Origin of the sequence: Flavobacterium agricola (assembly GCF_025919725.1) — a bacterium.
Classification (GTDB): Bacteria; Bacteroidota; Bacteroidia; order Flavobacteriales; family Flavobacteriaceae; genus Flavobacterium; species Flavobacterium agricola.
Genome location: NZ_CP081495.1, coordinates 148,189 through 162,494, shown reverse-complemented (window position 1 = coordinate 162,494; position 14,306 = coordinate 148,189). Strand labels below are relative to the sequence as shown.

The window sequence follows — 14,306 nt, the reverse complement described above, 5'->3', positions numbered from 1 at the left end:
CCACAAATGTTTTTATAACGTTGTACTTTAAATGCAAAAAAAGAGTTTATAGTAACAAACAAAAAATAAAATGAAACACGTACTTGTACTGTTGTTAGTAACAATTGGTCCATTACTTTATGCGCAAAAAGTTACATTGCAAGGCAAAGTAACAGATGCTGAAACTGGAAAGCCAATTAATAATGTAGGTATTTACCTGACAATCGAGGGATTAATATCCTACGCAACAGACACAGATAAATTTGGAAACTATAAATTAGATGCTAAAAAAGGTAATTATACCTTAGAAATTTATCATCCAGAATATGAATTTACTCCAATCTCTATAGAACTTGTTACTAATGAGATTAAAAACCTTTTTTAAATCCTGTAATTTCTGAACTTGATGAAGTTGTGATTGATGCAACGGCTACAAAAACCAATATTGAAAGGCCAGAAATGTCGGTTAATAAGCTTACCGCAGCCGAAATAAAACAAATTCCGGTTGTTTTAGGTGAACCCGATTTAATTAATGCACTGCTACAATTACCTGGTGTTACCAATTCGGGCGAAGGAACTTCTGGTTTTAACGTTCGCGGTGGCGGATCGGATCAGAACTTAATTTTAGTAGATCAGGCACCGTTATTCAATTCTTCTCATTTATACGGTTTCTTTTCGGCTTTTAATACCGATGCTATTCGAGATATTAAATTATATAAAGGAGGAATTCCTGCTCGATTTGGTGGGCGCGGCTCGTCCGTTTTAGATATTAATCAGCGTAGCGGAAGTGATAAAAAATTTCATGGTAACGGTGGCATTGGTTTATTATCTAGCCGTTTGTTGTTAGAAGGTCCAATTAAAAAAGACAAAACCTCATTTTTAGTTGCCGGTCGTGTTTCCTATGCCCACTTATTTTTAAAGCTATCCGACAACGACAATTCAGTATATTTTTATGATTTAAACGGTAAGTTGAATCATAAGATAAATAAAAACAATAACCTGTCTTTTACAACCTATTTTGGTCGCGATGTTTTTCAGTTCAGTGATTCGTTTAAAAATGATTATGGCAATACCATATTAAATTTAAATTGGAATTCTAACTTTTCTGACGATATGAAATCTAAAATGGCTTTAATATATTCAGATTATGTTTACAATTTAAACATCAACCTGGTAGGTTTCAATTGGAAATCGGGCATTACAAATTATGCCTACAAATGGGATCTAGAAAATTATTTGTCGGACGATGTTTCTTTAAAATACGGAATAAACACCACGTATTACAACTTTAATCCCGGCGTAATAACACCCGACCAACCCGATTCGCAAATTAATTATTATAAAATTCCTGATAAAAGAGCGTTAGAAAATGCCTTTTATGCCGAATTAGAACATTCTGTATTTAAAAAATTTAAGGTTAATTATGGATTACGTTGGAGTTCTTTTTTTAGAATAGGTCCTGAAGTTGTAGAGCAATACGAAAACAACCAAGCAGTTGTTTACGATCCGTCAACAAATACTTACGGAGAAGCAAATCCCATTGGAGCAATAAAATACAATTCCAATCAAGTAATCGATCAATTTAATAATTTAGAACCTCGTGCAGCCTTAAGTTATATAATTAATGACAACCAATCGGTAAAAGCAAGTTACAACCGCATGGTGCAATACATTCATTTAATTTCTAACACAACGGCTGCAACGCCGTTAGATATTTGGGCACCGAGCGGTAATTTTATAAAACCACAATTAATAGATCAGTATGCATTAGGTTATTTTACCAATTTAAAAGATAATGCTTATTCCTTAGAAATTGAAACCTATTACAAAACAGGTAAAAACAGATTGGATTATATTGATGGCGCTAACTTAATAGGAAACCGAAATATTGAACGCGTTTTATTAAATGGGCATACCCGATCGTACGGATTAGAAGTTTTATTTCGTAAAAACCTAGGACGTTTTACCGGATGGATTTCGTACACACTGGCTAAGTCAGAACAGCAAACCAAAGGCCGAACTAATTTAGAACCCGGAATAAACAATGGTGAATGGTACAGAACCCCGCACGATCGTTTACACGATTTATCGGTTGTAGCAAATTACCAATACAATGAAAAATGGAGCTTTAATGCAAATTTTGTACTACAAAGCGGTAGGCCGGTAACCTACCCCGTTGGTAAATACGAATTTCAGGGCATTGTTGTGCCCAGATACGGCAAACGCAACCAAAACAGCTTACCGGTTTACCATCATTTAGATATTGCAGCTACGTACAAACCAAAAAGCGATAACAAAAATTTCCAAAGCGAATGGACCTTTGGTATTTACAACATTTACAATCGTAAAAATGCAGCATCCATTTCATTTAGAGAAAATGAAGATTTTAGAGGCAAAACCGAGGCGGTTAAATTATCTATTTTTGGAGTAATTCCAAGCGTTACTTATAACTTTAAGTTTTAAATCATGAAAAAATATATTTCTTTACTTATCCTATGTTTCGGATTTCTGTTTACCAGCTGCGAAGAAGTTGTTGAAGTTGATTTAGATACAGCACCTGCAAAATTGGTTATAGATGCCAATTTATATTACGATGCAGCCAACCCAAATAAACCACAGGTAATTAAACTAAGTAAAACCGTTGGTTTTTACGCAGCAGATTACGATCCGGTTTTAGATGGAAAAATTTGGATTGAAGATGAATTAGGTAATGCGTATGAATTTGTTGATTTACAACAAAACGGTTCATACAGCAATTTGGCTTTTACCATGCAATTAAATACCCGTTATCAATTATTTGTTATAACAGAAGGGCAAACGTACGTAAGCGAAGCAAACTTTTTTAATACGCCAGAAATTGTGCGAGTAGATCAGAAAGATAATGGCGGTTTATTTGGCGAAAGTTATGAATTTAAAATATGGTTTCAGGACAATCCAGATCAGGAAAATTATTACCAGCTTATTGATGCGCTTGACAATAAAATAAAATTTGGTTTGCAAAATGATATTTTTAGCAACGGGAATTTAATGAACTTTATCATTATCGATTCGGATTCCGACTCAGATACCGAAGAAAAAATTAAACCCGGAGAAAGTTTTGATATTTATTTTTCTGAAGTTTCTAAAGCTTATTATTTATACATGGAAAAAATATTATCAACTTCGCAAAACGCAGGTAATCCATTTGCTCCACCCATGGGCGAAATTCGCGGAAACATTATCAACCAAACCGATTCTGAAAATTATCCGCTCGGATTTTTTAGTTTACAAAATACCATTCACAAAGTAATTACGGTAGAATAAGCAACAAACGTACAAACCTATATGAAACAAAATGAATTAAAAAATGCCGTAATTATTGGCAACGGTGATTTAGGCATTTTATTCAACAAAAAAATAAATTTATTAAATTTTGATTATTGCTTGGTTTTAGACAGCGCTATTACCAATTATCATTTATTTGAAACCAAAAAAAATCCAGATGGATTATTGGGCGATTTTGATCGTGCCTTTGATGCCGAAATTTGGCAAAAAAAATACAACAATCTAGAAATTATTCATACTCCAGATCAGGAAAAAACAGATTTTGAGAAAGGCATTGAATTTTTACTTTCTAAAAACATAACCCAAATTACAGGTTTAGGTTTAACAGGTAAAAGAATGGATCATACATTTAACAACATTTCTTCATTAGCGAAATATAATGATGCGGTTGCTATTGAATTGCTTGATGAATATTCTAAAATTTATTGCATCGATCAATACAAATCCTTTAAAAAAATGCTGGCACAACAAACCATTGTTTCTTTACTTCCTATTGGTAAGGTTGAAGGCATTACCACTAAAAACTTGGCGTACAATTTAGAAAACGAAGATTTAGAATTGGGCGTTAGAACCGGAAGCAGCAATGCTGTTATTCAAACCGATTTTGTAGAAATTACCATTACCAAGGGCAAGCTGATTATTATGGAATGTAAGGATTAATTTCACATTCCGATTGCGCGTATATTTTTGTAATTTTGTAAAAAATAAAAACATGAAATTTCAAGTTGTTTCGGACTATAAACCTACGGGTGACCAACCGCAAGCTATTCAAAAACTTAGCGAAGGGATATTAAATGACGAAAAATATCAAACCTTATTAGGCGTTACGGGTTCAGGAAAAACTTTTACCATTGCTAATGTTATTGAACAAGTTAACAAACCAACGCTAATTTTAGCACACAATAAAACATTAGCAGCCCAATTATATACCGAATTTAAAAGCTTTTTACCCAATAATTCGGTGCAATATTTTGTTTCGTACTACGATTATTACCAACCCGAAGCTTACATTCCGGTTACCGGAGTTTATATAGAAAAAGATTTATCTATTAATGAAGAGTTAGAAAAAATGCGATTAAGCACCACATCTGCCCTATTATCTGGGCGCCGTGATGTTGTAGTAATTGCATCAGTTTCTTGTTTATACGGGATTGGTAACCCCATAGAATTTCAGAAAAATGTAATTTCTATTCATAAAGATCAAGTTATTGCTCGTACGCAATTGCTACATAAATTGGTTCAAAGTTTATATTCGCGCACGCAAGCCGAATTTACTCCTGGAACTTTTAGAATTAAAGGAGATACTGTAGAAATTTTTCCAGCTTATGCAGATGATCCGTTTCGTATTCATTTTTTTGGAGATGAAATTGAAGAAATTGAAGCCATTGATCGCGTTACGAATAAAGTAATAGAAAAATACGATCGTCTAAATATTTACCCAGCAAATATGTTTGTTACCTCGCCCGATGTGCTGCAAACCGCAATTTGGGAAATTCAGCAAGATATGGTTAAGCAAGTAGATTATTTTAAATCTATTGGTAAACATTTAGAAGCAAAACGTTTAGAAGAACGTACCAATTTTGATTTAGAAATGATTCGAGAATTGGGATATTGCTCGGGCATCGAAAATTATTCGCGCTATTTAGATCGTCGTTTACCAGGTACGCGCCCATTCTGTTTGTTAGATTATTTTCCGGAAGATTATTTGATGGTGATTGACGAATCGCACGTAACCGTTTCTCAAGTTCATGCTATGTACGGCGGTGACCGATCTCGAAAAGAAAACTTAGTTGAATACGGATTCCGATTACCAGCGGCAATGGACAACCGCCCATTAAAGTTTGAAGAATTTGAATCATTACAAAATCAAGTTATTTATGTTTCTGCAACACCGGCAGATTATGAGTTAAAACAAACCGAGGGCGTTTATGTAGAACAAGTTATTCGCCCAACCGGACTATTAGATCCTATTATTGAAGTCCGCCCATCACAAAATCAAATTGATGATTTAATTGATGAAATTCAGGTACGTGCAGAAAAAGATGAACGCGTTTTAGTAACCACATTAACCAAACGCATGGCCGAAGAATTGGCAAAGTTTTTTGACAAAGTTGGGATTCGCTGTCGTTACGTCCATTCGGATATTGATACGTTAGAACGCGTAGAAATAATGCAAGACTTACGTAAAGGTATTTTTGATGTACTTATTGGAGTTAACTTACTGCGCGAAGGATTAGATTTACCCGAAGTTTCTTTAGTTGCAATTTTAGATGCCGATAAAGAAGGCTTTTTACGTAGCGCTCGTTCGCTTACCCAAACCGTAGGTCGTGCTGCGCGTAACGTAAATGGAATGGCCATAATGTATGCTGATAAAATTACCGATAGCATGCAAAAAACAATTGACGAAACCAATTACCGCCGTGAAAAGCAAATTAAATATAACGAAGCACACGGAAAGGTACCACAAGCTTTAAATAAGGTTATTCAAGACAATACCTTAGGAAAATCTAATGCCAGTAAAGATATTGATCGTTTATATCAAGAAACAGAATTAATTCGAACTGCGGCAGAACCAGATGCCGAATATTTAGAAAATTCTGACTTAGAAAAAGTTATCAAGCAGAAAAAGAAAGCAATGGAAAAAGCAGCTAAAGATTTAGATTTTATGCAAGCCGCCAAACTACGAGATGAAATAAAAATTATTCAAGAAAAAATAAATCGTAATAAATAATAAAATGCGTTGTTATTAAGCAACGCATTTCTTTTAAACAAAAAAAAACCAACTTATATAAGTTGGTTTTTTAGTATATATCGCTAAAATTATTTATTTTTTAGGAATTGATCTACTAATTCTGGAGCCATAACAGCTTCAACGAAAGTATAAGCACCAGTTTTAGGTGATTTTACCATTTTAATTGCTTTCGTTAATCTTTTAGAATTAGTCTGTAACGTTGCTACGGATTTCTTTGCCATGACTTACAATTATTTAATTTCTTTATGAACAGTTACTCTTTTTAAAATAGGATTAAATTTTTTAATCTCTAATCTATCTGGAGTATTCTTTTTATTTTTAGTAGTGATGTATCTTGAAGTTCCAGCAACACCTGATGCTTTATGTTCAGTACATTCTAAAATCACTTGGATTCTATTACCTTTACTTTTCTTTGCCATTGTAATTTATATTATTATAGGTTACAGAAATTATTTAACAATTCCGTTAGCTTTTGCATCTTTTAATGCAGCTACAATACCTTTTTTATTAATAGTTTTTAAAGCAGAAGCAGAAACTTTTAAAGTTACCCATCTATCTTCTTCAGCAATATAAAAACGTTTCTTGAATAAGTTAACGCTGAACTTTCTTTTTGTTTTGTTCATTGCGTGAGAAACGTTGTTACCAACCATTGCTCTTTTACCTGTTAATTCACAAACTCTTGACATTATTATTATCTTTAATACGTTATTCAAAATCAGGGTGCAAATAAAGCAAAATTATTTTTATTTCACAAAAATATTAATTGTTTTTTTTAATTAATTCTTTGTAAACTAATTCTAACGCCTTGTTAACAGCTGATTTCACTACTTTTTCTCTTGGTTGTCCAAACATAAATTTTTCGCTAAATGTCCCGTGTGGTGTTGCAATTCCGATGTGGACAGTTCCTACCTCTGCATCCGAATCGCCTTTTAAAGGCCCTGCATTACCCGTGCTAGCAATAGCGTAATCGGTTTGAAACTTATTTTTTGCTTGCGTTGCCATTTGTTCGGCAACTTGAGCGCTTACTACTGACTGCTCTAAAATCGTATCCTGAGAAACACCCAACAAGTTTACTTTTGAATCGGTTGCATAAGTTATTACACCCCCTTTAAAAACGCTAGAAATTCCTGGAATTTCTGTAAAACAAGTTGCCAATTTACCTCCCGTACAACTTTCTGCTACGGCAATAGTTTGTTTTTTGGATTTGAGCAATAAATAAATTTGATGTGGTAGTGGAAGCTGTTCATCATAACTTATTATACAATCTCCAATAATCAAGGCTAGCATACTTACTTGATTGGAAATTGATTGTTCAATTGCTTGTTTATCATTTCCGGAACTAGATAAACGCAGTTTAACCATTCCTGGACTTGGTAAATAGGCTAATTTTATAGCAGGTGGTAAATTATTTTCCCAGTTTGCTATACGCTCGGCCAGCAAGCTTTCTCCAACACCTTGCGTTATTATAGTTTGATGAACATTATAGAATGCATCAAAATTTGTAATGACCCAAGGTTTTAGTTCATTTTCAACGATATACTTCATCTCAAATGGAACGCCCGGCAAAGATACAAAAAAAGTTTTATTATTCTGCAAAATCATTCCGGGTGCAGTACCAACTTTATTAAAAAGTATTTTTGCTCGACTTGGAACCAAGGCTTGTTGCTTGTTAATTTCGGAAACCGGACGGTTATAAAAATCTTCTAACAAACGGGTTACATGCGTTAAAACCTCTTGATTAAGCACCAAATCATCATTAAAAAATTTACATATTGTTTTTTTGGTTATATCATCTTTGGTTGGCCCTAATCCACCGGTAATTACTACTAAATCTACTTTATTTTGGTAGCTTTGTAACATATTTACAATAGCTTGTTCTTGATCGGCTATAGAAAGAACTTCTACAACTTGAAAACCCAATTCATCTAATTGTTTGGCAATAAATGCGCTATTGGTATCAACAATTTGACCAATTAAAATTTCATCTCCTATGGTTACAACGGCTGCTTTCATATATAAAAAATAACAGCTTTATAACTAAATAAAGCTGTTGGTATTATAAATTAAAATCTTTTTTTATTTCTTTTGCTGTATCATCTACAAATTGTTTTAGCTCTTTGTAAACTTCTATAATTTCTTTTTTTTGCCCTTCGGCTTTGGTCCAATTCATGATTTTTAAATTGGCTTCATAAGCCAGGTACATGCACAACAAATCTAAAGTTGGCTTTATTTTATGTGCGGCTTGATAAACTTGTTGGTAATCTTTATTCTCGATTCCGGCTTTTATCATTTTCACCTCGGCTGGAACTTCGTCTAAAAATAAACTTACAATGGTTACTGCAAATTCATTATCATTGTCAGAAAGTTCGTAAACTTTAGATAAATTATAGTTTAAAGGCATTTATTTGATGTTTAATCTGAATTGTTTTTCATTTTTTATAAATCCTTCTAATACATCGCCAGCGGCTACAGGACCAACACCAGCTGGAGTTCCTGTAAAAATTAAATCACCGGTTTTTAATGTAAAGAATTGCGATACGTAGGCTACAATTTCGTCAAAATTCCAAATCATATGGTTTGCGTTGCCTTTTTGCACCACTTGCTCGTTTTTATGCAATTCAAAATCTAAATTTTGTAGGGCATCGTAATCTGAAATTGGCATAAAATTACCTAAAACAGCAGATCCGTCAAATCCTTTGGCTTTTTCCCAAGGTAAACCTTTGGCTTTAAGTTGCGCTTGCAAATCACGCGCAGTAAAATCAATTCCTAAACCAACTTCGTTATAATAATTACGAGCAAATTTTTGGTCAATATATTTACCTACTTTACTAACTTTAAGCACCAATTCTACCTCATAATGTACATCGGTTGAGAATTCTGGGATGTAAAAAGGAAACTGTTTAGGTAAAATTGCCGTATCTGGTTTTAAAAACACCACCGGATCGGTTGGACGTTCGTTTTTTAACTCCTCAATATGATCTACATAATTGCGGCCAATACAAATAATTTTCATGTTGCGTTTATAACTTTGTACTTAGTTTACGTAATTTAATTCCGGTTAAAACTTTTTTGGTATATAATGGAAAATCAGCATTTTGAATCCACCCAAAATAGCCCGGTTCGGTTTCTAAAACTTCATCAACCAATTTACCTTTGTGCTTACCAAACGAAAAAATTTCTTGTCCATCTTCATTCAACACAATAAAACCTGCAAAATCAACAGCTTTTTTACGAGTTGTATATTCTGAAAGAGCTTTAATATCTTTGGGTAAATCGTCGTAACGTTGTAATTGCGCTTTAAAAATTTCGTACGTTGCTTCGGTATCTGCTGCTGCAGAATGGGCATTGTCTAAATTTTTATCGCAATAAAATTTATAGGCTGCAGATAAGGTTCGTTCTTCTTTTTTATGAAAAATAGTTTGCACATCAACCGTTACGCAGTTTTTCATATCAAAATCAATATCAGCACGCAACAATTCTTCAACCAATAACGGGATATCAAATCGGTCGGAATTAAATCCTGCCAAATCTGAATCTTTAATCATGGCATATATTTGAGGTGCCAATTGTTTAAAGGTTGGCTCGTTTGCCACTTTTTCGTCAGTAATACCGTGAATTTCGGATGCTCGGGCAGGAATGCTACGTTCTGGATTAACCAGCCAAGTTTTACATTCTTTATTTCCGTTTGGAAAAACTTTTAATATTGATATTTCTACAATTCTGTCTTTCGCCACTTCAATTCCGGTGGTTTCTAAATCAAAAAAGCAGATAGGTTTATTTAATTTAACTTCCATATTTTTATTTGAATATTACAAATATAAGTAGGCAAGTTAAAAAAAACTAATGATTATCAATGGTTTTTAAGGCAATAAAAAACCAATCTGAAGTAGATTGGTTGCTTATTTGTTTTTAGTAAGGATATTCGTCTTTAATGTTATCGTTATAATAGTTACGCATAAATTCGGACGATTTTAATCCTTCCCAAATAGAAACGGGTACATCGCGATGCAGTTTTACATCGCCCGAAAGGTTGTAAACAATTAAATATCCTTGATTTCCATCACAGCTATAATATTCAATTCTTTTAATTGAAGAACTATTTGCTGTGGTTAACACGTCTTTAAGAGCAAAATCTGCTGTACGAATCTCTTTTACCGCTTCGGGTTGTGATTCGTATTTGGATTGTAAACTTTCACATCCTTTTTTACCACAAGAAAGAATACAGAAAGCAAGCACAAAAATAAATAGTATTTTTTTCATAAGCTCATTTTATATTTTTCTAAAATTTCAGTTATTAATATTAACAATTTTATAACAATTTTAGTATAATATTTAGTAAAAATATTACAAAACATTACAATATTTATTCATAATTCATTACAAAAAACAGTGTTTCTAATATCTTGTTTTAAATCTAAAAAAAAATATTTTTTATTGAACCTAATAAATAAAACGTACTCATACAAAAATAAACATCTGAAAACAAGTAATTTACATTTCAATTTAACATAATATTATTTAAACATTGTGTACTTTTTTTAAGTAAAACAACATAAAAAATACCAAAAAGAAGGAAAATAATTGTATTTTTGTAAAAATTGATACAAAAATGAGCCAAATGGACATTCAAGATCTAATTCTAAAAGATTTAGATACCCTAATGCAAGCTAAAAGCCAATATAATGGCTTAAATATACAAGACGTTATAGAAATATGCGCGTATGTTGGTGCCAGCGTACTTAGACAACGTTATAAAATGACACAAGAAGTTAACGATAGTGAAATAAACCATGTTTATGGCATTATTGGAAACTTTTGTTTTCAGAGCTTTAAAGACAACTTTGGTCAGGAACAATTTGACGAAATGCTGATAAAATCACTCAACCTATTAAAAGAACCAACTTTTGATCAGGATTGTTTGGTATTTTTTGATCGCATTCTAAACTTAAAAAAATCTACGTAATTTATTAGAAACCGCTATATGTATAACAATATTTTTGCAAAAAAATTTAAAATTTCATTACCACTTTGGACCATCATTGCCCCAGTTTTTGGGATTATGACTTTAGGAGTTAACAGTGATGCAGAGAATATCTCAACCTTTCTTTCTATTTTCTTCGGGGTAGCTTTAATTATTTGTGTTTTAGCAGCCGTACATCATGCCGAGGTAATTGCCCATAAAGTTGGCGAACCTTTTGGCACCATTATTTTAGCCTTAGCCATTACCGTAATTGAGGTTTCATTAATTGTTTCTTTAATGCTATCAGAAAGCAACGATGAACCTTCTACCCTAGCTCGAGATACCGTTTTTGCTGCCATTATGGTTATTATTACGGGGATTATAGGCATCTGTTTATTGGTAGGCAGTTACCGTTATCGCGAACAATCTTTTATTAAAAAAGGAGTTTCTACCGCTTTAACAACATTAGTTGCTATTGCAGTTTTAACTTTAGTTTTACCTAACTACACCACTTCTGACGTAGAAGGTGTTTATTCAAACAGCCAACTTATATTTGTTGCTATTATATCTTTAGTATTGTACGGCGGATTTATTATGGTACAAACTATTAGACACCGTGAATTCTTTTTAAGTCAACAAGAAATAGAATCACAAGTAAAAAAACAAAAGCTTAGTGAAATTGAAAGAGCTGAAATTGAGATTCATGGCGAAATACCAAATTTAAAAACTACATTAATCAGTTTGGTCTTATTATTTATGGCTTTGGTTGTTGTGGTTTTACTTTCTAAAAAACTTTCGCCAACTATTGAAGAAATTGTTTACACCATGGGCGCACCGAAATCGCTAGTTGGAATTATAATTGCTTTAGTAATTTTATTGCCTGAAGGATTAGCTGCGTATCGTGCTGCAAGAATGGATAGAATTCAAACATCATTAAACTTAGCTTTAGGTTCTGCTTTAGCCTCAATTGGTTTAACCATTCCGGCGGTAGCCATTGTTTGTTATTTTTCTGACATGAAAGTTACTTTAGGAATTGATGCAAAATCTACGGTGTTATTAATATTATCTTTATTTGTTGTTTCGTTATCCTTAAACAGCGGAAAAACAAATATTCAAAAAGGTGTAGTTCTCCTCGTTATTTTTGCCGCTTATCTATTTTTAACTGTGGTTCCATAATATAAATACAAATCCTGAGTTTTAACCTCAGGATTTTTTTATGTTATAAACCAAAAAAGAATGAAAAAAACAATTTTGAATTTAGGATTTGCAGCCCTTTGGTTGTTATCTTTTAATGTTAACGCACAAGAAGTTGTAAGCTTTACAGATAACATTCAAGAAGTACGCGTAGAACCGTTAACAGGTAATGTATTTGTAAAAACAAAAAATGGATTAACTAGTTTAGACCCAAACAGCAAACAAAAAATTTGGGAGTTAGATACCAAAAACGTAAACAGCACAACTACATTAGATAAAATGGCAAGTGCGTATGCAGCTGTACAAAACAACGATTTTTTAGGTGCTTTAGATAGCAATTCAGAAATAGAATTCATTCAAAATTCGCCTTACGCACAAATTACTTTCGACAAAAACAGCATCATTATAAATAGCCTTACCGGGCAAGTTGTGTTTAACTCAGCTACCGAAGGTTATGTTATTTATACCACGTCATTCATTCCATCAAAAAACGAATTTTTAATCTTAGGACAAAAAGATAAAAACATTGACTTTATTAATTACGATTTAGATAACAATAAAATTAAATGGGTTAGTAACGTAGGGACAGCAGATGGTTTTGGTAAAGAATTAGGAAACCTATTAAAAAGCTTTGTAAAAAACAGCATTTCGTTATCTGAAAATAAAGTAGAAATAAACAACGGCATCATTTACGCAGGTATTAAAAACTTATTATTTGCCATTAATGATGAAACCGGAAAAATTTTATGGAAAACCGATTATCCAATTAATAATTTTTACGTAAACAGAAAAGGTGATCGCGTAATTACGGTATTAAATACAGGCGGAATTTTATCTTCTAAAAAGAAATTAAACATATTAGATGCTACAAATGGAAATAAATTATGGAAAGATGATATTACAACCAAATACATTTCATACTTAGAAGATCATGGTGATAAAATACTAATTGCTCACCACGGCGGATTTAATTTTTATGATTACGAAAAAGGAAATAAAGTTTGGAAAAAAGATGCAAAAGGAAAACAAATAAAACAAGTTATTCCGTTAGGTCAAGATTATTTATACATTGCAGATACAGAAATGAATCTGATTGATAAAAATGGAGCTAACAAATGGAAAAAATTTATTGAAATTGCTGATAATTCTGAAGACGAAGTTTATTATTTAGACAATGTTGGTAACAATCGTGTTTTTTACTTAACCGATACGTACGGAAATATGGTAGATTATAACACCGGTAAAAAAATATGGCGTAAAAACATAGAATTCGACAAAAAACGTCCTTTAGCGTATGATGTTAAAGATGATAAATTTTTAGTTTACAACAACAAACGCATTTATACCTTTAATACCAATAACGAAGATAGCCCAAAACCAAAAGGAAAAATTGATGTAAAAAATGATAAAACCATAGAAACGTTAGAATCTTTTGATTGGGGCGTTTGTATTGTTGGTCAAAACGACGTAATCGGACTAGATAATGAAGGAAACACGCTGTATCATAAAACTTACAAAGAACCAGGAGAAGCAGGCCGCAGATTATTAAAAACTGGAGGAATAATTGGTAATGCATATTTTGGTAGTAAAAGTAGCATGAATCGATCTTTATCAGAAGCTAAATTCGTTTTCCGCGATGAAAAAGGTAACATTGTACAAGAAGTAGATATGTTTAGCGATGATGCTAAAAAACGTATGACAAAAGCGGCAAATGAAGCAGGTAATACTGCCGATATAATTAGCAAAAATGTTATTGCAAATGTAGACAAACGTTACAATGGCTTAAAACAAACTAATAACTACGCCTTTATATTAGCTCGAGGAGAAAGCGGGCCTGAATTAGTAAAAGTTAGAAAAAATGATGGAACCGAAGTTGCTAAAATAGATTTAGATTCAAACAAACCAATGTATGAAATAGATAACTTTACAGATAACATTTATTATGCATCTGGTAATGATTTAAAAATTTATAAATAGCGCGTTACCCTCGCTTAAATAGCAAGTAACAAGATAAAATAAGCGGATAGCTCGGGTCGGGCTATCCGCTTTATCTTTTATTCCATTGCTTTACATAAAAGGATATCGCTCCTATCCCTA

General features: G+C 32.6%; 16 protein-coding genes. 8 read left to right on the top strand and 8 right to left on the bottom strand.

Annotated elements, in window-relative coordinates; translation table 11 throughout:
- The first annotated feature begins 70 nt into the window (after positions 1 to 70).
- Genes K5I29_RS00830 through uvrB form a run of 5 tightly spaced genes read left to right on the top strand, consistent with a single transcriptional unit; the run spans position 71 to position 6,034 of the window.
- Entirely contained in the window at positions 71 to 364 is a 294-nt protein-coding gene (locus K5I29_RS00830) for a carboxypeptidase regulatory-like domain-containing protein (RefSeq protein ID WP_264433994.1), read from the top strand.
- A 29-nt stretch (positions 365 to 393) separates the two neighbouring features.
- Complete coding sequence (locus tag K5I29_RS00825; RefSeq protein ID WP_394358574.1) at positions 394 to 2,442, top strand: TonB-dependent receptor plug domain-containing protein; 2,049 nt, start codon at positions 394 to 396, stop codon at positions 2,440 to 2,442.
- A gap of 3 nt (positions 2,443 to 2,445) precedes the next feature.
- A complete protein-coding gene (locus K5I29_RS00820; RefSeq protein WP_264433993.1) occupies positions 2,446 to 3,282 on the top strand; it encodes a DUF4249 domain-containing protein in 837 nt (278 codons plus the stop codon).
- 21 nt (positions 3,283 to 3,303) lie between these two features.
- Positions 3,304 to 3,963, top strand: coding sequence for a thiamine diphosphokinase (locus tag K5I29_RS00815; RefSeq protein ID WP_264433992.1), 660 nt, complete (start codon positions 3,304 to 3,306; stop codon positions 3,961 to 3,963).
- 52 nt (positions 3,964 to 4,015) lie between these two features.
- Positions 4,016 to 6,034, top strand: coding sequence for an excinuclease ABC subunit UvrB (gene uvrB / locus K5I29_RS00810; RefSeq protein ID WP_264433991.1), 2,019 nt, complete (start codon positions 4,016 to 4,018; stop codon positions 6,032 to 6,034).
- A gap of 89 nt (positions 6,035 to 6,123) precedes the next feature.
- On the opposite strand, the gene K5I29_RS00805 is transcribed toward uvrB, so the two are convergent.
- From K5I29_RS00805 to K5I29_RS00770, 8 genes are all read right to left on the bottom strand, one after another.
- The gene (locus tag K5I29_RS00805; protein WP_264433990.1) at positions 6,124 to 6,276 is read right to left on the bottom strand and encodes a DUF4295 domain-containing protein; all 153 of its coding nucleotides are present in this window, start codon (positions 6,274 to 6,276) and stop codon (positions 6,124 to 6,126) included.
- A gap of 9 nt (positions 6,277 to 6,285) precedes the next feature.
- The gene (gene rpmG, locus K5I29_RS00800; RefSeq protein ID WP_264433989.1) at positions 6,286 to 6,474 is read right to left on the bottom strand and encodes a 50S ribosomal protein L33; all 189 of its coding nucleotides are present in this window, start codon (positions 6,472 to 6,474) and stop codon (positions 6,286 to 6,288) included.
- A 30-nt stretch (positions 6,475 to 6,504) separates the two neighbouring features.
- Positions 6,505 to 6,741: a 50S ribosomal protein L28 gene (rpmB, locus tag K5I29_RS00795; RefSeq protein WP_264433988.1), complete on the bottom strand. Its 237-nt coding sequence runs from the start codon at positions 6,739 to 6,741 to the stop codon at positions 6,505 to 6,507.
- A gap of 73 nt (positions 6,742 to 6,814) precedes the next feature.
- Positions 6,815 to 8,068 (bottom strand): CinA family nicotinamide mononucleotide deamidase-related protein, encoded by a 1,254-nt coding sequence (locus K5I29_RS00790; protein WP_264433987.1) that lies wholly within the window; start codon positions 8,066 to 8,068, stop codon positions 6,815 to 6,817.
- Positions 8,069 to 8,111: 43 nt separating this feature from the next.
- A complete protein-coding gene (locus K5I29_RS00785; RefSeq protein ID WP_264433986.1) occupies positions 8,112 to 8,456 on the bottom strand; it encodes an Hpt domain-containing protein in 345 nt (114 codons plus the stop codon).
- On the bottom strand, positions 8,457 to 9,068 hold the full coding sequence (locus tag K5I29_RS00780; protein WP_264433985.1) for a fumarylacetoacetate hydrolase family protein: 612 nt from the start codon (positions 9,066 to 9,068) through the stop codon (positions 8,457 to 8,459). It lies immediately after the preceding gene.
- A gap of 7 nt (positions 9,069 to 9,075) precedes the next feature.
- On the bottom strand, positions 9,076 to 9,849 hold the full coding sequence (locus tag K5I29_RS00775) for a 3'-5' exonuclease (protein WP_264433984.1): 774 nt from the start codon (positions 9,847 to 9,849) through the stop codon (positions 9,076 to 9,078).
- A gap of 115 nt (positions 9,850 to 9,964) precedes the next feature.
- The gene (locus K5I29_RS00770; RefSeq protein WP_264433983.1) at positions 9,965 to 10,315 is read right to left on the bottom strand and encodes a KTSC domain-containing protein; all 351 of its coding nucleotides are present in this window, start codon (positions 10,313 to 10,315) and stop codon (positions 9,965 to 9,967) included.
- 358 nt (positions 10,316 to 10,673) lie between these two features.
- On the opposite strand from K5I29_RS00770, the gene K5I29_RS00765 reads away from it, so the two are divergent.
- Genes K5I29_RS00765 through K5I29_RS00755 form a run of 3 tightly spaced genes read left to right on the top strand, consistent with a single transcriptional unit; the run spans position 10,674 to position 14,186 of the window.
- A complete protein-coding gene (locus tag K5I29_RS00765; protein WP_264433982.1) occupies positions 10,674 to 11,018 on the top strand; it encodes a hypothetical protein in 345 nt (114 codons plus the stop codon).
- 18 nt (positions 11,019 to 11,036) lie between these two features.
- The gene (locus K5I29_RS00760; protein ID WP_264433981.1) at positions 11,037 to 12,191 is read left to right on the top strand and encodes a calcium:proton antiporter; all 1,155 of its coding nucleotides are present in this window, start codon (positions 11,037 to 11,039) and stop codon (positions 12,189 to 12,191) included.
- 60 nt (positions 12,192 to 12,251) lie between these two features.
- On the top strand, positions 12,252 to 14,186 hold the full coding sequence (locus K5I29_RS00755; protein WP_264433980.1) for an outer membrane protein assembly factor BamB family protein: 1,935 nt from the start codon (positions 12,252 to 12,254) through the stop codon (positions 14,184 to 14,186).
- Positions 14,187 to 14,306: the final 120 nt, after the last annotated feature.